This window comes from Sphingobium sp. KKT206 (assembly GCF_055640555.1).
Genome location: NZ_CM145764.1, coordinates 1,993,742 through 2,011,111, shown reverse-complemented (window position 1 = coordinate 2,011,111; position 17,370 = coordinate 1,993,742). Strand labels below are relative to the sequence as shown.

General features: G+C 64.0%; 20 protein-coding genes. 9 read left to right on the top strand and 11 right to left on the bottom strand.

The genetic code is table 11. From position 1 onward, the window contains the following. Positions 1-79 precede the first annotated feature (79 nt). The 3 genes from ACZ2HM_RS09570 (at position 80) to xth (ending at position 2,037) form a co-directional block, all read left to right on the top strand. Positions 80-808 carry a M23 family metallopeptidase gene (locus tag ACZ2HM_RS09570; RefSeq protein ID WP_081912826.1) on the top strand — a complete coding sequence of 243 codons (729 nt, stop codon included), beginning with the start codon at positions 80-82 and terminating at the stop codon, positions 806-808. A 78-nt stretch (positions 809-886) separates the two neighbouring features. After that, the gene (gene erpA / locus ACZ2HM_RS09565; RefSeq protein WP_037474406.1) at positions 887-1,213 is read left to right on the top strand and encodes an iron-sulfur cluster insertion protein ErpA; all 327 of its coding nucleotides are present in this window, start codon (positions 887-889) and stop codon (positions 1,211-1,213) included. A 50-nt stretch (positions 1,214-1,263) separates the two neighbouring features. Further along, entirely contained in the window at positions 1,264-2,037 is a 774-nt protein-coding gene (xth, locus tag ACZ2HM_RS09560) for an exodeoxyribonuclease III (protein WP_470425116.1), read from the top strand. 60 nt (positions 2,038-2,097) lie between these two features. On the opposite strand, the gene ACZ2HM_RS09555 is transcribed toward xth, so the two are convergent. Genes ACZ2HM_RS09555 through ACZ2HM_RS09545 form a run of 3 tightly spaced genes read right to left on the bottom strand, consistent with a single transcriptional unit; the run spans position 2,098 to position 3,861 of the window. After that, a complete protein-coding gene (locus ACZ2HM_RS09555; RefSeq protein WP_037472142.1) occupies positions 2,098-2,328 on the bottom strand; it encodes a hypothetical protein in 231 nt (76 codons plus the stop codon). Positions 2,329-2,387: 59 nt separating this feature from the next. Continuing rightward, entirely contained in the window at positions 2,388-3,356 is a 969-nt protein-coding gene (locus tag ACZ2HM_RS09550) for a diacylglycerol/lipid kinase family protein (protein WP_037472143.1), read from the bottom strand. Between the two features lie 10 nt (positions 3,357-3,366). Further along, on the bottom strand, positions 3,367-3,861 hold the full coding sequence (locus tag ACZ2HM_RS09545) for a DUF2141 domain-containing protein (protein ID WP_037472144.1): 495 nt from the start codon (positions 3,859-3,861) through the stop codon (positions 3,367-3,369). 129 nt (positions 3,862-3,990) lie between these two features. Between ACZ2HM_RS09545 and lptF the strand changes: the two genes are divergently transcribed. Then, a complete protein-coding gene (gene lptF / locus ACZ2HM_RS09540; protein WP_037472145.1) occupies positions 3,991-5,208 on the top strand; it encodes an LPS export ABC transporter permease LptF in 1,218 nt (405 codons plus the stop codon). Between the two features lie 4 nt (positions 5,209-5,212). Further along, a complete protein-coding gene (gene lptG / locus ACZ2HM_RS09535; protein ID WP_037472146.1) occupies positions 5,213-6,313 on the top strand; it encodes an LPS export ABC transporter permease LptG in 1,101 nt (366 codons plus the stop codon). Positions 6,314-6,316: 3 nt separating this feature from the next. On the opposite strand, the gene ACZ2HM_RS09530 is transcribed toward lptG, so the two are convergent. Continuing rightward, positions 6,317-7,384 (bottom strand): fatty acid desaturase family protein, encoded by a 1,068-nt coding sequence (locus ACZ2HM_RS09530; protein WP_037472147.1) that lies wholly within the window; start codon positions 7,382-7,384, stop codon positions 6,317-6,319. A 146-nt stretch (positions 7,385-7,530) separates the two neighbouring features. On the opposite strand from ACZ2HM_RS09530, the gene ACZ2HM_RS09525 reads away from it, so the two are divergent. Further along, positions 7,531-8,688, top strand: a complete 1,158-nt coding sequence (locus tag ACZ2HM_RS09525; RefSeq protein ID WP_470426829.1) for an N-acetyltransferase — start codon at positions 7,531-7,533, stop codon at positions 8,686-8,688. Here the strand turns inward: ACZ2HM_RS09525 and ACZ2HM_RS09520 are convergent, their stop codons facing one another. Continuing rightward, positions 8,689-9,609 (bottom strand): diacylglycerol/lipid kinase family protein, encoded by a 921-nt coding sequence (locus ACZ2HM_RS09520; protein WP_470425115.1) that lies wholly within the window; start codon positions 9,607-9,609, stop codon positions 8,689-8,691. A gap of 70 nt (positions 9,610-9,679) precedes the next feature. On the opposite strand from ACZ2HM_RS09520, the gene ACZ2HM_RS09515 reads away from it, so the two are divergent. Both ACZ2HM_RS09515 and ACZ2HM_RS09510 read left to right on the top strand, forming a co-directional pair. Continuing rightward, the gene (locus tag ACZ2HM_RS09515; protein WP_470425114.1) at positions 9,680-10,540 is read left to right on the top strand and encodes a metallophosphoesterase family protein; all 861 of its coding nucleotides are present in this window, start codon (positions 9,680-9,682) and stop codon (positions 10,538-10,540) included. Between the two features lie 82 nt (positions 10,541-10,622). Beyond that, positions 10,623-12,266 (top strand): molybdopterin-dependent oxidoreductase, encoded by a 1,644-nt coding sequence (locus ACZ2HM_RS09510; protein ID WP_470425113.1) that lies wholly within the window; start codon positions 10,623-10,625, stop codon positions 12,264-12,266. Here the strand turns inward: ACZ2HM_RS09510 and ACZ2HM_RS09505 are convergent. Next, on the bottom strand, positions 12,242-13,414 hold the full coding sequence (locus tag ACZ2HM_RS09505) for a glycosyltransferase (RefSeq protein ID WP_470425112.1): 1,173 nt from the start codon (positions 13,412-13,414) through the stop codon (positions 12,242-12,244). The genes ACZ2HM_RS09510 and ACZ2HM_RS09505 overlap by 25 nt on opposite strands. A gap of 59 nt (positions 13,415-13,473) precedes the next feature. After that, positions 13,474-14,037, bottom strand: coding sequence for a helix-turn-helix domain-containing protein (locus ACZ2HM_RS09500; protein ID WP_037472155.1), 564 nt, complete (start codon positions 14,035-14,037; stop codon positions 13,474-13,476). 99 nt (positions 14,038-14,136) lie between these two features. Between ACZ2HM_RS09500 and ACZ2HM_RS09495 the strand changes: the two genes are divergently transcribed. Beyond that, positions 14,137-14,595: a DUF6456 domain-containing protein gene (locus ACZ2HM_RS09495; RefSeq protein WP_470425111.1), complete on the top strand. Its 459-nt coding sequence runs from the start codon at positions 14,137-14,139 to the stop codon at positions 14,593-14,595. Here ACZ2HM_RS09495 and ACZ2HM_RS09490 read toward each other — a convergent pair. From ACZ2HM_RS09490 to ACZ2HM_RS09475, 4 genes are read right to left on the bottom strand one after another with little or no spacing between them, the layout of a single operon-like run. Further along, on the bottom strand, positions 14,592-15,122 hold the full coding sequence (locus ACZ2HM_RS09490; RefSeq protein ID WP_470425110.1) for an NUDIX hydrolase: 531 nt from the start codon (positions 15,120-15,122) through the stop codon (positions 14,592-14,594). The two genes, ACZ2HM_RS09495 and ACZ2HM_RS09490, sit on opposite strands and share 4 nt — an antisense overlap. Further along, positions 15,119-15,796, bottom strand: a complete 678-nt coding sequence (locus ACZ2HM_RS09485; protein ID WP_037472159.1) for a TPM domain-containing protein — start codon at positions 15,794-15,796, stop codon at positions 15,119-15,121. The genes ACZ2HM_RS09490 and ACZ2HM_RS09485 overlap by 4 nt, the downstream gene beginning before the upstream one ends. Then, a complete protein-coding gene (locus ACZ2HM_RS09480) occupies positions 15,796-16,689 on the bottom strand; it encodes a TPM domain-containing protein (RefSeq protein ID WP_470425109.1) in 894 nt (297 codons plus the stop codon). Before ACZ2HM_RS09480 ends, ACZ2HM_RS09485 begins: the two co-directional genes overlap by 1 nt. A gap of 11 nt (positions 16,690-16,700) precedes the next feature. Then, complete coding sequence (locus ACZ2HM_RS09475) at positions 16,701-17,303, bottom strand: LemA family protein (protein WP_037475382.1); 603 nt, start codon at positions 17,301-17,303, stop codon at positions 16,701-16,703. Positions 17,304-17,370: the final 67 nt, after the last annotated feature.

The window sequence follows — 17,370 nt, the reverse complement described above, 5'->3', positions numbered from 1 at the left end:
GGGCGATCTAGGTCGCCAATAAAAACACGGGAAGCGCCGACGGGCAATCAAGCCTGCGGTGACATAAGTCGGGGTCGGCATGCTGTTTCTTCAATCGATCAATGTTGGTGCATCCAATTTGTTCCAGAGTGCAGCGAAAGCCGCAAAAATTTTTGGAAGCATCGCGATGGTCGGAACGCTCTGCGCGGCGATGCCCGCACAGGCGACCGAAGATGATGATCCCTATGGCGAAGTGACCGAAGCGGCGGCAACCACACCTGCCGCGGTCGATCTCGCCTTCTCCAACATCTTCTCCAGCCTGCAGCGCATGGATGGCACGCCCAAGGCGACTGCCTATATCCCGTCGGGCCGCCCGGTCGAAAAGCTCTCGCTGACCTCCAACTACGGCACCCGCTCCGATCCGTTCAATGGCCGCGCCCGCATGCACAAGGGCATCGACATTCCCGGTCCCGTCGGCACCCCCATTTATGCGACCGCCGACGGCATCGTCAGCCGTTCGGGCTGGGCCAGCGGCTATGGCAATCTCGTCCAGATCTCGCATGGTGGCGGCATGGAAACGCGCTACGGCCATATGTCGAAGCTGGTCGTTGCAGCCAACAGCTATGTGAAGCGCGGCCAGGTCATCGGCCTCATGGGCTCGACCGGCCGTTCCACCGGCAGCCACCTTCACTATGAAGTCCGCGTCGATGGCGCGGCGATAAACCCCATCCCCTTCGTTGCCGGTCCCGACTATCTGGTCGCCGCCAACACCAAGCCGCCGGTCGCCATGGGCGGCCCGACCACGGCGCAGGAAAAAGCGGCCGATTGATCACCCTTTTTCGACTTTCGCAAAAGGCCCGGCACCCCATGGGTTGCCGGGCCTTTTGCTTGATCCTATCTAAGGCGCATGACCGACATTGATCTCACCCCGTCTGCCGCCGCGCGTGTCGCCGCGATCGCTGCCAAACAGGGCAAGCCCGCGATCCTGCGTCTGGCCGTGGAGGGGGGCGGCTGTTCGGGCTTCCAATATCGGTTCGGCCTCGCCGATCAGATCGACGCAGAGGATATATCGGTCGAGCGTGACGGCGTGACCCTGGTGGTTGATGACGTGAGCCTCGACCTGGTCCGCGGATCAGCGGTGGATTTTGTCTCGGACCTGGGCGGCGCAGCCTTCAAGGTGACCAACCCCAACGCGACGGCGGGTTGCGGCTGCGGCACCAGCTTCTCGGTCTGATAGCCAAGCGCCGTTCCAGTCATTAGGGACGGGGGCGAGGAGAATCGTCCATGCGTATCGCCACCTTCAACATCAACGGCATCAAGGCGCGTCTGCCGCGCCTGCTGGAATGGCTGGACGAAACACGGCCCGACATCGCCTGCCTGCAGGAGATTAAGACCTCCGACGAAACCTTCCCGGTCAAGGATATCGAGGAGGCGGGCTATGGCGTGATCTGGCACGGGCAAAAGGGCTTCAACGGCGTCGCCATCCTCGCGCGCGGCGAAAGTCCGGTCGAAGTCCGGCGCGGCCTCGACGGCGAACCGGAGGATGAGCATAGCCGCTATCTGGAGGCCGATGTGAAGGGCGTGCGCGTCGCCAGCATCTACTTGCCCAATGGCAATCCGCAGCCTGGCCCCAAATTCGACTATAAACTCCGCTGGATGCAACGCCTGCGCACCCGCGCTGCTGAAATCTGGGCGGAAGAAGTGCCCGCGATCCTGGCGGGCGACTATAATGTCATCCCCCGTGACGATGACACCTATTCCGTCAAGGCAATGGCCAACGACGCGCTGATGCAGCCCGAAAGCCGCGCCGCCTATCGCCGGATGTTGGCCGATGGCTGGACCGACGCGCTGCGCAGCCGCCACCCTGCGGGCGGCGTATGGACCTTCTGGGATTATCAGATGAACAGCTGGCCACGCGACGCAGGCTTCCGCATCGACCATCTCCTGCTCAGCCCCGCCGCTGCCGACCGCCTGATCGACGCACAGGTAGACAGGGACTTTCGCGGCCGGGAAAAAGCCAGCGACCATGCCCCGACCTGGGTGGAATTGCGGGATTAACGTGACAGCTAAGATGGAAGCTTACGCCGCCGATGTGTGCATCGGTTAAAGGTGGTGGGGTTACACTTCCTTCCCGCGCAGGGTGATCTGTTGAAGCATATCCTGACCAATGTTGGAGATGTGATGCTGAACTTCTTCAACAAGAAATATCAGCTTACGCCCATGCCAATAGTCGAGCTTCATAACTTCGCCTGCTTTGGGCAAAATTGACAGCCCAGCAAGGTCGATTGTCTCACGCGAACCGTCAACTTCGACCTCCGCACGCACCAACAAATGTTCCGACGTTATCACGTGCGCTGACTCCTAAAAGATCGTTAGCAAATTCTTAAAATCAACTACTCGAACGTGTTCTAAGCCGCCAACCGCAAAAACGGCACCGGCTGGGTCGAGCGCAGCACGATCGGCTTGCCCTCCGACGCTTCGAACAATTCGCCGTCCAGGATGACGCTGCTATGATTGCCTTCGATACGGATGGTGTCGCCCTGTTCCAGGTGGATGCCCTGCATCTGACGCTTGCCCACCCGCTTGAAGATGCTGGCCCACATCAGCCGCAACAGCGCCGGCAAATTCTGGTCCACCGCCATCAATTTCATATTGCCGCGTCGACTGTCGCCCGGCTGCACGCCCAGCAGCAACCGTTCGAGCGTGGTCACGATCAGCACCGAAAAGCGCCCGACCAACTGGCCGTCGCGGATCAGCGAGATGCTGACCGGCTTGCTCGATGGTGGCAGGAAACGGGCGCTGATGCCGAACAACAGTGACACCAGCACCGCCATCGCGGTGATGAAGTGGCTCAGGCCATTGGACAGCCCCAGCGGATAAATCTGGTTGCGGCAATAGAGCATATAGTCGGCCAGTCCCGCGCCGCCCAGGAACATGCCCAGCACCGGGCGGCTGCCGACCTGTCCGTCCGACAGGGCGATCAGCTCCCGCGCGACGACATGATCGTCCACGCCTGCCTTGGCGATCGCTACGATCCGCTCCAGCGCCCTGATCGGGTCGCCATGGATGCCCAGGTCCAGCGCGATCAGGTTGGTCTTGCCATTAGGCAGCACCGCGATCGGCGGCACCCGGCCTTTGAAATGCTCGCCCTGATACAGCTCGGTCAGCGACGCCTGCACCGTCCCGTCGCCGCCATTGATGACGATGACGACCGGATCGACGCGGGCGATGGTCTGGAACGCCCGGCCGATCTGTTCGACATGCTCCACTTCATAATGGAAGATGTCGGGGTTGCTCGCGCAATAGCTGCGCACGCGCGGAAGCGACTGCCGGTTGCCCGTGGACTTGGGATTGGACAGGAGGGCGACGCAAACCATGGCTTTGGGGTCACATATATTTGAGGGTGATCGTGATTTTCGTCACGCCGGGACCGGCATAGAAAGCGGCTTTCTCGACACCGGGCTTGCCCAGGTTGAAGATGCTGATCGACGGATTGTTGGAAAAACCACCGCCGTCGCTGGAAATGTCGGTCTTGCCATTGCCGTTGCGATCATGCCGCACGGCGATGCCATATTTGCCCGGCTGCGGCACTGGCATGCAGAATCGCATCGCACCATTGGCGGGACGCACCGCGGTATCGATGCGATGCAGCCATTGACCCTTATTCAGCCAGGCGGCCTTGGTGCCGGGATAGGATTGGACGCGCACCTTGCCGGTGGCGGCGGCAAAACCGCGTACATCGACCAGCACCGCCGGTCCGCTGGCGCTTGCCGCGCAACGGTCCAGATCATTGGCAATTTCCTGGCCATGGGCGAATGCGGGCGTCGCAGCGACCAGCGCTGCTCCCGACATCAAACCCATTGCAACTTTTATCATGACCATCAGACTCCTGGAAGCTATAGCCACCGGCATGGGCCGGATGGCGAGCCCCTGTTCGCCCCGCAACGCTATGCCGTTTGATATGGGCGGGGTTTGCGGCCAAAACATGGTGATGGGACGACGACTTAGAGAATGCTGACCGCCACCGACCGTTATCTCGCCCGCCTGATCGCGGTACCCATGCTGGGTACGCTGGTGATCGCCGCGATGCTGCTTGTCCTCGACAAGATGCTCAGCCTGTTCGATTTTGTCGCGGCGGAGGGCGGACCGGTCAGCGTCGTGTGGCGGATGCTCGCCAATATGCTGCCCGAATATCTCTCGCTCGGCATCCCAATCGGCCTGATGCTCGGCATTTTGCTGGCCTTTCGCAAGCTCGCCATGTCGTCGGAGCTGGACGTCATGCGCGGCGTTGGCCTGTCCTACGGCCGCTTGCTGCGCGTCCCTTACATGTATGCGATCGCGCTGGCGCTGCTCAATTTCGGCATCGTCGGCTGGGTCCAGCCTTTGTCGCGCCACGCCTATGAGGCATTGCGCTTCGAACTGCGGTCTGGTGCGCTCGGCGCGTCGATCAAGGTCGGCGAGTTCACGAATCTGGGCAAGCGGATGACGATGCGAATCGAACGCAGCCTGGACGAGGGCCGCAATCTCCAGGGCATCTTCGTGCGAGCGACCAGCCGCGACGGCCAATCGGTGGCAGTGACCGCGGCGCAGGGCATGTTCCTGGCCACCGACGATCCCGACACGATCATCTTCCGCCTGCGCAACGGCGTGCTGGTCAATGATGCGCCCAAATATAAGACGCCGCGCATCCTGTCCTTTTCCAGCCATGACCTGCCGATCGACCTGCCGCAGATCGAAAATTTCCGCGGCCGCGACGTGGATCGGGAAAAGACGATCCCCGAACTGATGGTGATCGGCCGCAGCGCGGCCACGCCCGACAAACTGCGCGACGAAGTGCGTGCGAACTTCCATTTCCGCATGGTCGAAGTGGCGATGATGCTGCTGTTGCCGCTCGCCGCGCTGGCCTTTGCCATCCCGCCCAAGCGATCGACATCGGCGCTCGGCGTCTTCCTCTCGATCGTGTTCATCGTGACCTATCACAAGATCAACCAATATGGCGAAGGCATCGGTGCGCTGGGCAAGGTCGACCCGATCATCGCTCTGTGGGGGCCGTTCATTCTGGCCGCCGGGCTGATCTTCTGGATGTATCATGTGGTGGCGCATCGTCCCGGTGGGCAGCCGATCGGCGCGCTGGAATTCGCCTTCGCCAAATTGGGCAAGCAGGTCGCGCGCCTGTTGCGGCTGGGCCGCAAACGGCGACCTGCTATGACCGTGGAAGGAGCGGCCTGAGGCCATGCAGTTCAATTTCTTCCCGTCGACGCCCATCACCCTCTATATGGCGCGCCTGTTCCTGACTCGGACCTTCGCCGTGTTGGCGCTGCTGGTGGTGGTGCTGCAGACGCTCGACCTGCTCGGCAATTCGGGCGACGTATTGGCCTATCCCGGCAATGGCGATGCGCAATTATGGCATTATGTCGGCCTGCGCGCGCCACAGATCATCGCGCGCTTCCTGCCCTTCTCGGTGTTGCTCGGCACGCTGGTCATGCTGGCCACGCTCAACCAGAATAGCGAGATCATCTCGATGAAGGCGGCGGGCCTGTCGGCGCATCAGATATTGGCACCGCTGATCGCCGCGGCGCTCGGCGTCTCGCTGATCAGCTATGTCTTCAACGAACGGGTGGTGGCGCGATCGACTGCCGCACTCAGCGCCTGGGAAGCGGTGGATTACGGTCCGATCCCGCGCGACAGCGGGGTTAAGAGCAACCCCTGGGTCCGCGACGGCAACAACCTCGTCAACGCTGCGATCGTGGCGGGGCGCGGCACGGAAGTCCAACTGCGCCAGGTCCGCATCTATAACCGGATCAACAACAGCCTGACGACCATAGTTGAGGCGCCTCGCGGCCGCTATGACGCCGCCAGCGGCAGTTGGTTGCTGGAAGGCGCGCGGCAGTTCGACGTGGCGCGCGGCACGGTCACCAATGTCGGCACCGTCCGTTTTGGCCGCGATATTCGTCCTGACCAGTTCACCCTGGCGAAGGTCGATCCCGACGCGCTGACCTTCGCCCAGCTCAAGGCGGCGATTGCCGACCTGCATGATGCCGGGCGGCCGACGGCGGAGCTGGAGGCAAGCCTGTGGCACAAATTATCGGGGCCGCTGTCTGCACTGCTGATGCCGATCCTGGGGTCCGTTGCCGCCTTCGGCCTCGCCCGGTCGGGGCAATTATTCGTGCGCGCAGTGATGGGCATGGCGCTTGGCTTTGCCTATTTCGTCGCCGACAATTTCTCGCTGGCGATGGGCAGCCTGGGTGCCTATCCGCCCTTCCTCGCGGCCTGGGCACCTTTCTTCCTGTTCCTGCTAGTCGGCGAAACCGTGCTGTTCAGGACCGAGGAATAAGGCTCAGCGCGCGCCCATCGTGCTGCGCGCGATCTTGCCCACCAGCGGGATCATCCCCGGATAATTGCCGCGATGATAGGGAGAATCCCCGTCCAGCGTCGCGATCAGCCGGGCATGGGCCTGGCCCAGCGCATGATAGGGAACGCTCGGCAGCAGATGGTGGAGCGCATGATAGCGCAGCCCCACCGGCGCCCATAGCTCCGGCAGGACACCGGGCGGCGGCACATTGACCGAATCGAGATATTGCGCGGTCACCGTCATCGGGTCGCCCTCATTCTCCCACAGATGGGCGACCAAGGTGCGCAACTGGTTGACGACGGTCATCGCCGAATGGATCGCCATATAGACGAGCAAAGGCTTCCAGCCGAAGACGAATACGCTGCCCACCAGCGCCAGCGCGAACAGGCAGGCACCCGCTTCCTGCCACGCCCACATGCGCGCAAAGTCACCCTCCGGCGCGCGGCGGCGATAGGCAGGATTAATCGACAGCGCCGACAGTTCCGCCACCACCTTGCGGCGCAAGGGCGGCAGGATGAGGCTGAGCGGCGTCAGCAGCCCGAAGCGCAGGATCAGGCCGACGGGCGCCAGCGACGCGACCAGAATGAACAAGGGCAACGACCAGGGCTTCATCAGTGCCAGCGGCAAATATTCGGGGTCTTCCGCCGTGCCATAGCGGGTGCGGGCATGGTGCTGCGTATGCACGCCTTCATAGAGGAAGGACGGGATCATCAGCGGGATGCCGACGATCAGATTCCAGCCGAAGCGAAAGCCCGGCAACGCGCCCTTGCGGATATGCGTCAACTCATGGATGAAGCTCGCCGCCCGATAAAGCGCCATCATCGCGACCAAGCCACAGGCAAGGGCAATCGCGAGATTGTCCGCCACGATCGCGCCGACCATCGCGGCCCAACCGATCAGCGCCGAACCCAGCATGTCGGGCCAATAGATACGCGGATTGGCGACGCTATAGTCGCGCGTCAGTTCCGCTGCGGCCCGCAGCATGGCGGTATCGTCGGGAATGGTCGCCCGCGCGCGCTGGGCGGCGGCCAATATGGGATCATGCACTGTCATACCTGCCGTCCTACACTCCAAATGCGCTGATATCGTGGCAGCACCATGACATCCGCGTCCCGATACGCCGCCAACCCGCGCCCGTGATTGACATTGCGCAAACAAGCGGCGAACTGCATCCCATTCCCATCATCAAGGCGGCAACCGTGGCGCAATCCGATCTGGTCATCACTCCCGTTTCCGGCAAGGCCGACCTCAAGTCTTTTATCGACCTGCCCTGGTCCCTCTATGCGAACGATCCGAACTGGGTGCCCCCGCTCAAGGCCGAGGTGAAGGCGCTGCTGACGCCCGGCGACAATCCCTTTTTCGACCATGCCGAAGCGCAATATTTTCTCGCGCGCCGCGGCAACCGCGTTGTCGGCCGCATTTCGGCGCATATCGATCGTCTGGCGCTGGCGCAGCCAGCGGAACAAGGCATGGGGCCGGGCACGGGCAATTTCGGTCTGTTCGAAGCGACCGATGCGGACGTCGGCGCGGCGCTGATCGCGGCCGCCGAAGCCTGGCTACGCGCCAAGGGCATGACTCGCGTGCTGGGGCCGATTTCGCTGTCGATCTGGGAAGAGCCTGGCTTGCTGATCCAGGGCCATGATCATCCGCCAACGGTCATGATGGGGCATAACAGCCCGACCTACCAGGCGATGATAGAGGGCGCAGGCTATGCCCCGGCCAAGCAATTGCTCTGCTACGAACTGGACATCACCAACCAATTCCCGCCGCTTATCCAGCGGATCGTCGCGTCGGGGCAGAAAAATCCGCGCATCCGCATCCGCAAGGTCGAAAAGGCGAAGTTCGACAAGGAAGCGGCGATCATCCTGTCGATCCTGAACGACGCCTGGGGCAGGAATTGGGGCTTCGTGCCGATCACCGATGCGGAAGTCGCGCATACCGGCAAGAAGCTGAAACCCATCGTGTTCGAAGATCTGATCATGATCGCCGAACTGGATGGCGAGCCGGTCGCCTTCATGATGACCCTGCCCGACCTCAACGAAGCGCTGGGGCCGCTCAACGGGTCGCTTTTCCCGTTCGGCTGGCTAAAATTGCTCCGCTGGCTGCGCAAGCCCAAGGTCCGCACCATGCGCGTGCCGCTGATGGGCGTGGTGCAACGGTTGCAATCCTCGCGCATCGCCAGCCAACTCGCCTTCATGATGATCGAACATATCCGGCTCGACGCAATCGAACATTATGGCTCGACACGGGGTGAGATCGGCTGGGTGCTGGACGATAATCAGGGGATGAACGCGATTGCCGAGGCGATCAACAGCACGGTCAACAAAGTTTATCAGATCTACGAAAAGCTGCTCTGATCAATCCTCGACCGGCACTGCCACCTCGATCGCGCCCGCCGCGATCCGGGCGGTGACGGGCGTTTTCGCCAGCACTTCGCCATCGATCGAGATGCGCTGGGTCGGGCGGGTCGAAATCTTGAACGATTTGCCGGTAAATTCCTGCGTGTGGGAATTCCGGTCGCGCAGCTTGAAGAATTTGGCATACCAGTCCCAGGCGAGCCGGACATGGCTGCGTCCGACCACCGCCTGGACAACGATTTCGCCCGTATCCACATCGGCATGGTCGGATAACTCGACCCCCCCATGAAAGGGACCGTTGAGAATACGGACTTCGGTCGACCAGAGCCGATGTTCCTTCTGCCCATCGTCGATCACGAGGCGAAAGGCACGGAACCCAACCGAGCATTTGACCGCCCAGACCAGATAACCGATCCGACCGAGATAGCGTTTGAGCTTGTGCGGCACGGTCTTGCCGATCATCGGCGACAGACCGAGCGAGGCGGCGTTGACGAAATAATCCCGGTCGATCATGCCCAGATCAACCCGTCGTCGGCGGCCATGGGCAATCACCTGCACCGCGCCGTCCAGATCGAGCGGCAAGCCCAATGTGCGGGCAAAGCTGTTCGCGGTGCCGAGCGGCAGCACGGCAAAAACGCAATCCTTGCCCACCAGTTCATCGACCGTGCCCGACATCGACCCATCGCCACCGCCGACGATCACCATCGGCGCGCCATCGGCGATCGCCTGGCGAACCGTGCTATTCATTTGGCTGGGATCTTCGACCGCATGGGCGGCAACCAGCCGGACGCCTGCCTCTTCCAGCTTCTGCTTGGCTTGCGCGTATAGATCCTGCCCCCTGCGGCTATGCGCGTTGACGATGAGCGCGGCCTCGCGGGGGAGGGGGCGAAGAACAGGGCTGGGGGGCGCTTTCGTTTCCATGGCACAACAACACGGCAAGAGGGGATTTGGGTCAAATGGAAACCATCTGCTTACACTTCGTTACCCTTTGATGGCCCGCATCGCACATCTCTCCGACATTCACTTTGGCGCGAACGATCCCAGGATCGTCGACGCTGCCACCGCCTGGCTGGAGGCGCGCCGACCGGACCTGGTCGTCATCAGCGGCGATTTCACCCAGCGCGCCCGCGTCGATCAGTTCCGGGCGGCATCGGCCTGGCTCAACCGCCTGCGTAGCGCAGGCCTCAAATTGCTGGTCGTGCCCGGCAATCATGATGTGCCACTCTATGACGTGGTGCGGCGGTTCATGGCCCCGCTTGATCGCTACAAACGCTATATCAGCAGCGACCTGTGCCCCTTTTATGAGGATGCCGAAGTCGCCATTCTGGGCCTTAACACGGCGCGCTCGCTGACGATCAAGGATGGCCGGATCAATCATGATCAAATGGAGATATTACGCCAGCGCTTCGCTCCCGTCGCCCCGGACAAGACGCGGATACTCGTGACCCACCACCCGCTGTTCGCCATGCCGATCGGCCGGGGCGGCGAACTGAGCGAAGCGGTCGGCCAGCATGAGGACGCGATACAGGCGGCACGCGAAGCTGGGGTGCATCTCGCACTGGCGGGCCATTTTCATCAGACCTATGCCGAATCGGCGACGAAGATGGTGGAACAAGCGGGCGGCGCGCTGGTGATCCAGGCTGGCACTGCCACCTCGACACGCCTGCGCAACGACGAACCGCAGAGCTTCAACTGGCTGCACGTCCACCGAAATAATGAAGTGGAACTGCAGGTAATCGTTTGGGACGGCACCGGCTTCCAGCGCGCCAGCCATGTCGCCTATCATCAGCATGGCGATCGCTGGACCGGCGAGGCGGTTGATCATCCGGTGAGCGTGGGTGCCATCGCCTGACATCGCCGTGGCTGCTTTTGTCGGATAGCGCGATACGCTAGGACGCGGCCTATGAGCGTTCGCAACCGGAATCCGCGCTGAGATGGCGATCGTCAGAAGCCTGTGCGGCCAGTGTGGCATGGGTTGCGGCGTGCGGGCGATGACTGGCACCGATCGCGACCTGCGGATCGAGGGCGACAAGGCGCATCCCGCCAATGCCGGGCGGCTGTGCGAAGGCGCGGATGCGCTGACGGTCATGGCGGACCTGGACGGGCGCTTGCTGCACCCGCTGATCGAGGGTAAGCGGGTAGCATGGGACAAGGCCATTGCGCTGATCGCGCGGCGTCTGGCCGCCGTGCAGGCGCGTCATGGCCCCGGCAGCGTCGCGCTGCATGTCGGCGGCGGCTTGCTGACCGAGGATTATTATGTCGCCAACAAGCTGATGAAGGGCTTTTTGGGGTCCACCCATATCCATGCCCCCTGGCGCGGCGCGATCGGCGACGTGCAGCGCGCCGCCTATGGCGAAGATGTGATGCCCGCCACGCTGGAGGATATCGACCGCGCCGACCTGATCCTGATCGCCGACGTGCCTGCGTTGCTGGCGCACCCGCTCTTGCTGGAACGGGTACAGGATGCGCGCACGACGCGCGGCACGCGGCTCGTGGTGCTGGGCACGGGGATCGAAGCCGACATGCAATTGCCGGTGCGCACAGGCAGTGTCGCCCGCTTACTGGCCGGATGGCTGTTGCACAGCATTGATAGTGGCCTGATCGACGCCGACTTCGTGGCCGCGCATGTGACCGTGCCGGATGGCTTTCGGGATCGGCTCGCCCCCGGCCATGATCTCTGGTCGGTGGCGCGGGTCTGCGGGATCGAGCCGGGCCAGGTGCGCGATTTCTTCGATGCGATCGGACCGGTCGATCGGCTGGTGACCCTGTTCGGCGAGACGGCGGGCGCGGATGTCGCGGTGGCGGCGATCAACCTGCATCTGCTCACGGGAAGGATCGGACGACCGGGCGCGGCACCCTTCGCGCTGCCTTCCGGCGCGAACGGCATGGGCGCGCGCGAGGTGGGTTGTCACGCCGCCGACCTCGCGGCGCATGGCGATTTCTACGAACCCGTGCGCGCCAATGTCGCGCGCTTCTGGGGGGCGCGGCAGTTGGTGGAACAGCCCGGACTGGAGGACGCAGCGCTGCTCGACGCGATGCGCGACGGGCAGGTGCGGGCGTTATGGAGCATCGGCGCGGATGACGGGGCAACGGACTGGTTGCGCGCCGCGCGAGCGGTGGTGCCACTGTCGATCCGCTCGACCGACCGTGCGAAAGAAGCCGAGGACGGCTGGACCCTATGCCTCCCTTCGGCGAACTGGATCGAAAAGGATGGCACGGTAACGGGGCTGGACCGGCTGGTCAGTCGCCATCGCCGCCTGTTCGACTTGCCCGGCGAAGCGCGGCCCGACTGGTGGATGTTGACGCGGGTGGCCCAAGCCATGGGCTGGGGCGATGCCTTCCATTATGAACAGCCCGCCGACATTTATCGCGAACATGGGCGGCTGACCGCCTATCGCAATGATGGCACGCGACTGCTCAACCTGCGCCGCCATGCACCCATTTCCAACCCGGCCTATGCCGAACTGACGCCGTGGCGCTGGGGCGAAGTGCCATTCGATGGCGGGCATTTTCCGACGTCCGATGGTCGGGCGCGGCTCTTGCCGATCGCGGGTCAGGCCGAGGCCGCGATCCCCTGAAGATGCGCCAGCAGCGCGTCGCCATTGGCCGCCCAGGTGAAGCGTAGCGCGGCCTCGCGCACCTTCTCCGGTGGCGGCGGATCATCAAGGATAGTACGAATGGCCGCTGCGATGGCTTGCGGATCGCGCTCGACGATCTGCCCAGCTTCGGGCCGATCGAGCAATTCGCGGGCACCGCCCACGTCGCTGATCACGATCGGCGTGCCGCAGGCGAGCGATTCGACCCAGGCATTGGCCAGGCCTTCGGATGCCGACGGCAGCGCCATCACATCGGCGGCGGCAAAGATGCGCGGCAATTTATGATGCGGCACCGACCCCAGGAAACCGACTCGGCGCTCCACCCCCAGCTCCTGCGCCAGATTTTCGAGCGTCCGCCGATATTGACCCTGTCCCGCCAGCAGCAACGTGACGTCGGGCAATGCGGGCAGCGCGCGGACGAGCAGTTCCTGCCCCTTGCGCGGGATCAGCGCCCCGACGCACAGCACCACCGGCCCGCTGAAATCGAGCGCTTCCTTCGCCGCTGCGCGATCGGACAGTTCGAACGTGTCGAGATCGACCCCGGTATAATGGACCCGGATCTTGTCGGCATCCATCCCCATCCGCGCCATCGACCGGCGCATCGCGTCGGACACGGCGAGCATGCCCGCCGCCTGATCGCCCGCCTGACGCACCATCTTGCGGGTGCCGCGCTGCGTGCCCCAATGGTGAATATCCGCGCCGCGCGCCTTGACGGAATAGGGAATGCCGAGCGCCTTCGACAGTCGCTGCGCCACCGGCCCATCGGGGAAGAAGAAACTCGCATCGATCACGTCGAACGGCGTCTGCGCGTGGAGCCGACGCACCAGCGGCAGGATGGCGCGCGTCATGGTGATGACATTGGTGCGCCCGCCGAATTTGGGGATGATCGGAAAGGTCGGGCGATAGACGGTCAGTTCGCGCCAGCGTTCCTTACGCGGCAGCGCGCGCAGCGGCGCATAGCGGGCGCTGAGCGAGAGCGGCCATGGCGGCAGGCCGACCGGCGCGACGACGGTGACCGTCGCCTCCGCCCGGCTGGCCAGTTCGCGCGCCTGCCGTTCCACGAACACGCCGAAATTGGGGCGGCTGATATCGGGAAAGAGGGTCGATAGCATGAGGACGTTGAGCGTCATGGTCTTGTCTTTCGCGGATCAGCCATTGCCATCGGGTTAAGCGGCGCTTGTGCTTTTGGCTAGAGCCGCCGGACGAGTTGCACGGCGACTGCGGCCCATGGCGGGTCGGTCAGCACCAATTGCCGCGCGCCCGACCCCAGCGGCAGCAGTTGCAGCCGGTCGCCTTCCCGCCCGATCAGCCGCCCGAACAGGAAACGCCCGGCGGGACGCGGAAAGAGAATGTCGCGATTGAGCGCGCTGGCGAATTCTTCCGGTCCGATGCGGCGGCACCAGATCGCGTCGCCGCTGCGATAATCGCCGATGCTGGCGCTGACATGCACGCCTACCATGCCGTCGCTGGGCGCGGGCGAGGGGAAGGCGAGCGGCCGGGTCGGCGCGCGCACGCCATCAGGGCCGAGCAACGCTGCAACCGGCACTTCGGCCTGGCCCGGCAACGCGACCAGTTCGGACGTGGTGACGCCCAGTGCCAGCGCGATGCGGTTGAGCCATTTCACCGATACGGTGCGCGTGCCCGTTTCCAGCCGCCCGATCGTCTGCGCCGTGGTCGGCGGGTCGCACAGCGCGCCCACCTGTTCGAGTGTCAGCCCCTTCGCCTTGCGGACTTCGCGGATACGGGTGATCATCCCACGCCTCTATAATAACCTATTTGGTTTTCTCTTTCCTACAAATGATCCCCCATGGCAAGAGCGGCTCTTCCGATTCTTGGGCAGCAGGAGGTGGTGATGGCCGTAACGCATATCGAACAGACGATCGAAGGCCCCGATGGCCGGGCGCAGCGCGTAATGGTCAATCTCGGCGAATCGCCGCTCGCCTGGCTGCACACGCGCGGCCATGTGAGCGAACGCCAATATCTGGCGGGCGAACGCCTGCGCGCCGACTGGGAGAAAGCGGGCCTCGGCGCACGGGTGGCCATGTGTTGGGATGCGGCCCCGCGCGAGGGCGGGCGGCGCGGACCAGGACGAACGCCCGACCCGACCAGCGCGCAACTGTCGGCGCGCGACCGTTTCGATGGCGCGATCACGGCCGCCGGGCCTGGCCTCGCCGACATATTGTGGCGCGTGGTCTGTGCAGGCGAAGGCCTCGTCGCGGCGGAAAAAGCGCTGGGCTGGCCGAGCCGCGCAGGCAAGCTGGTGCTGACCCTCGCCCTGGAGCGCGTGGCCGACTGGTATCGGGTGGCCTAAGCCATCATCCCCGCGCCCAAAAGCAGGAGCAGCTTGACGTCCATCGCATAGCCCTGCGCGCGCCACTCCGCGATCTGGTCGGTCAGGGTGGCAAGCGGGATGCGGTGGACGATAATATCCTCGCCCTCCACGCCACCGCCTTCGCCGGTCTTCTTCAGGCCAAGGGCGCGGAACAGGGTGAAACTTTCCGACACCATGCCCGGAGAGCTGAAAAACTGGCCCAGCGATTCGAGCCGGGCAGGGCGATAGCCCGTCTCCTCCTCCAGCTCGCGCGCGGCGGCGATGCTGGCGTCCTCGCCCGCTGCCTCGTCACCCACCAGGCCAGCGGGCAGTTCGATGCAGCGCCGACCCAAAGGCACGCGATATTGATCGACCAGCAGGACATGGCCGTCATCGATCGCCAGGATCACGGCCGCCTGGATGCCGCGCGCGCGGCCCACATATTCCCATTTGCCGCGCTGTTTGGCGGTGATGAAGCGGCCCTGCCACATCACCTCTTCGGGCGCATCGCGATCCGGGTCGGTCATAATTCGATCAGCCTGTCGGGCAATTCGTTGATGTCGTCCTGCGCGCGCGGGAAATGCGTCGCCAATATCGCGCCGACCTGCCTCACTTCGGCCGCCAGCCCTTCGCCGGGGCGACCATCGCGGATCGCCTCGATCAGCGCCGCCATCGCCTCGCCCCAGGCTTCGGGCGCAACCTTGTCGTTGATCGCGCGGTCGGCGACCAGTTCGGCGCGATGTTCGTCGAGCGAGAGATAGAGGAGGACGCCAGTGCGGCCATGGGTGCGCGCCTCGACCGCCGAGCGGAACAGCAGGATGGCACGGCGGCGCACGCGACGCGCCTTGGTCGCGCGCGGGGTCAGCGCCATGCGCAGCGGCATGATCGCCAGCGCATAGCGCACGATCAGGAATTTGAGCAGCAGCAGCCCCAGCAAGCCGGTCATCAGCTTCCAGTCCGCCAGTTCATGCTCCCAATCGAGCCACAAGGTGGACATGAAGCTATGCAAATGGTCGGGGAAAGCTGCGGCAAGCGACAGGGCGATGAACACCGCCGCCGCCGCCCAGCTAAGCCCGACATCATGATAGGCGTCCGACCGACGTGCGACGATGGTGACAATCTCGCCCGACGTCAGCGCTTCGGTCTCCGCGACCGCGGCGGAAACGAGGTCATGGTCGGCCTGGCTAAGGTTAAGCTGCATCACCAGTCTCCCGACGCGCCGCCGCCGCCGAAGCTGCCGCCACCCGAAAAGCCGCCGCCGCCGCCGCCAAAGCCGCCACCACCGCCCCAACTGGAGCCGCCGCCCGACCCCCAGCCGGACCCGCCCGCACCCGGACCCCACAGGATGATCGGCATGCTGCTCCCGCCCCGGCGATAGCGCTTCCCGCCGCCCCCGCCGGTGCCGCGCGACATCAGTCGCATGGCGATGAACAGGACGATGAACAGGATCGGCCACAAACCCAATATCGCACTGCCGCCGCGATCGGCGGCCCGCGCTTCGGTTTCTGCGGCCGCCGCACGGGCCTTGGCCTCTTCGGGCGGCAGGGCAAGCAAGGCGGTGATCTGCTCCACGCCCGCCGCGATGCCACCGGGCATGTCGCCCGCCTTGAAGCGCGGGGTGATGGCATTGCGGATAATCTGCGAGGAAAGCGCGTCGGTCAGTATGCCTTCCAGGCCATAGCCGACCTCGATCCGCACCTTGCGATCATTGGGCGCGATGATCAGCAGCGCGCCATTGCTGTCCTTGTCACCAATGCCCCAGGCGCGACCCAGCCGATAGCCATAGTCGGCAATATCATAGCCCTGCAGATCGGCTATGGTCGCGACCACCAGCGACCGCCCGCTGGCCTGCTTCTGCGCGATCAGCGTCTGGCTAAGTGCCTGCTCCTGCGCCGGATCGAGCAGGTTGGCGGCATCGACCACGCCCTTGTCGTCGAACTTCGGAAAATCCTGCGCCCATGCCGTCGAGGCGAGCGCGAGGAGAAGGAGAAGAAACAGGCCAGACAGTGCCGTGCGGAGCAGGCCTATCGACGCTCCTCCCCAACGAAGGGAAGGGGCCTTCGACAGACTCAGGCCGAACGGAAAGGAAAGCATGGTTCCGATGCTCAACTACCGAAATCGACCTTGGGGGCTTCTTCCGCGCCGGGGGTGGTGGCCTGGAACGGCGTCATCGGCTTGGCCCCATGGATGATCTTCGCGCCGATCGCATCGGGGAAGGTGCGGATGCGGGTATTATAAGCCTGCACCGCGCCATTATAGTCGCGAATGGCAACGGCGATGCGGTTCTCGGTGCCCTCCAGCTGGGACTGGAGCTGCAGGAAATTCTCATTGCTCTTGAGGTCGGGATAGGCCTCGACCGAGGCGAGCAGGCGGCCAAGCCCCTGGCTCAACTGCGCCTGTGCCGCCTGGAACTGCGCGACCTTGGCGGGATCGGACAGGTCTTCGGCATTGACCTGTACCGAAGTGGCCTTGGCACGCGCCTCGGTCACCTGGACCAGCGTGTCCTGCTCCTGCTTGCCCGCCGCCTTGACCGTGGCGACCAGATTGCCGACCAGGTTGGAGCGGCGCTGATATTGCGCCTGCACGTCGGCCCATTTGGCCTTCGCCTCTTCCTCGGCCGTTGGAACGCTGTTGATGCCGCACGCGGACAGGGCGAACGCCCCAAAGAGCGGCAGCAGAAAGGTGGAGAAGCGGCGCAGGCGCGTCATGGGACATCCTTGGCGATTGTTTCGTTGCTGGAAATAGGGCGTTGAACTGATCCGCGCAACGGGCCAT

Bases quoted from the DNA above. Each gene is read 5' to 3' on its own strand.
- lptF (WP_037472145.1), top strand. From the start codon at position 3,991: ATGCTGACCGCCACCGACCGTTATCTCGCCCGCCTGATCGCGGTACCC.
- ACZ2HM_RS09490 (WP_470425110.1), bottom strand. From the start codon at position 15,122: ATGACCGACCCGGATCGCGATGCGCCCGAAGAGGTGATGTGGCAGGGC.
- lptG (WP_037472146.1), top strand. From the start codon at position 5,213: ATGCAGTTCAATTTCTTCCCGTCGACGCCCATCACCCTCTATATGGCG.
- ACZ2HM_RS09520 (WP_470425115.1), bottom strand. From the start codon at position 9,609: ATGGAAACGAAAGCGCCCCCCAGCCCTGTTCTTCGCCCCCTCCCCCGC.
- ACZ2HM_RS09570 (WP_081912826.1), top strand. From the start codon at position 80: ATGCTGTTTCTTCAATCGATCAATGTTGGTGCATCCAATTTGTTCCAG.
- ACZ2HM_RS09530 (WP_037472147.1), bottom strand. From the start codon at position 7,384: ATGACAGTGCATGATCCCATATTGGCCGCCGCCCAGCGCGCGCGGGCG.
- ACZ2HM_RS09510 (WP_470425113.1), top strand. From the start codon at position 10,623: ATGGCGATCGTCAGAAGCCTGTGCGGCCAGTGTGGCATGGGTTGCGGC.
- ACZ2HM_RS09480 (WP_470425109.1), bottom strand. From the start codon at position 16,689: ATGCTTTCCTTTCCGTTCGGCCTGAGTCTGTCGAAGGCCCCTTCCCTT.
- ACZ2HM_RS09500 (WP_037472155.1), bottom strand. From the start codon at position 14,037: ATGATCACCCGTATCCGCGAAGTCCGCAAGGCGAAGGGGCTGACACTC.
- ACZ2HM_RS09550 (WP_037472143.1), bottom strand. From the start codon at position 3,356: ATGGTTTGCGTCGCCCTCCTGTCCAATCCCAAGTCCACGGGCAACCGG.
- ACZ2HM_RS09545 (WP_037472144.1), bottom strand. From the start codon at position 3,861: ATGGTCATGATAAAAGTTGCAATGGGTTTGATGTCGGGAGCAGCGCTG.
- ACZ2HM_RS09505 (WP_470425112.1), bottom strand. From the start codon at position 13,414: ATGACGCTCAACGTCCTCATGCTATCGACCCTCTTTCCCGATATCAGC.
- ACZ2HM_RS09475 (WP_037475382.1), bottom strand. From the start codon at position 17,303: ATGACGCGCCTGCGCCGCTTCTCCACCTTTCTGCTGCCGCTCTTTGGG.
- ACZ2HM_RS09495 (WP_470425111.1), top strand. From the start codon at position 14,137: ATGGCCGTAACGCATATCGAACAGACGATCGAAGGCCCCGATGGCCGG.
- xth (WP_470425116.1), top strand. From the start codon at position 1,264: ATGCGTATCGCCACCTTCAACATCAACGGCATCAAGGCGCGTCTGCCG.
- erpA (WP_037474406.1), top strand. From the start codon at position 887: ATGACCGACATTGATCTCACCCCGTCTGCCGCCGCGCGTGTCGCCGCG.
- ACZ2HM_RS09485 (WP_037472159.1), bottom strand. From the start codon at position 15,796: ATGCAGCTTAACCTTAGCCAGGCCGACCATGACCTCGTTTCCGCCGCG.
- ACZ2HM_RS09515 (WP_470425114.1), top strand. From the start codon at position 9,680: ATGGCCCGCATCGCACATCTCTCCGACATTCACTTTGGCGCGAACGAT.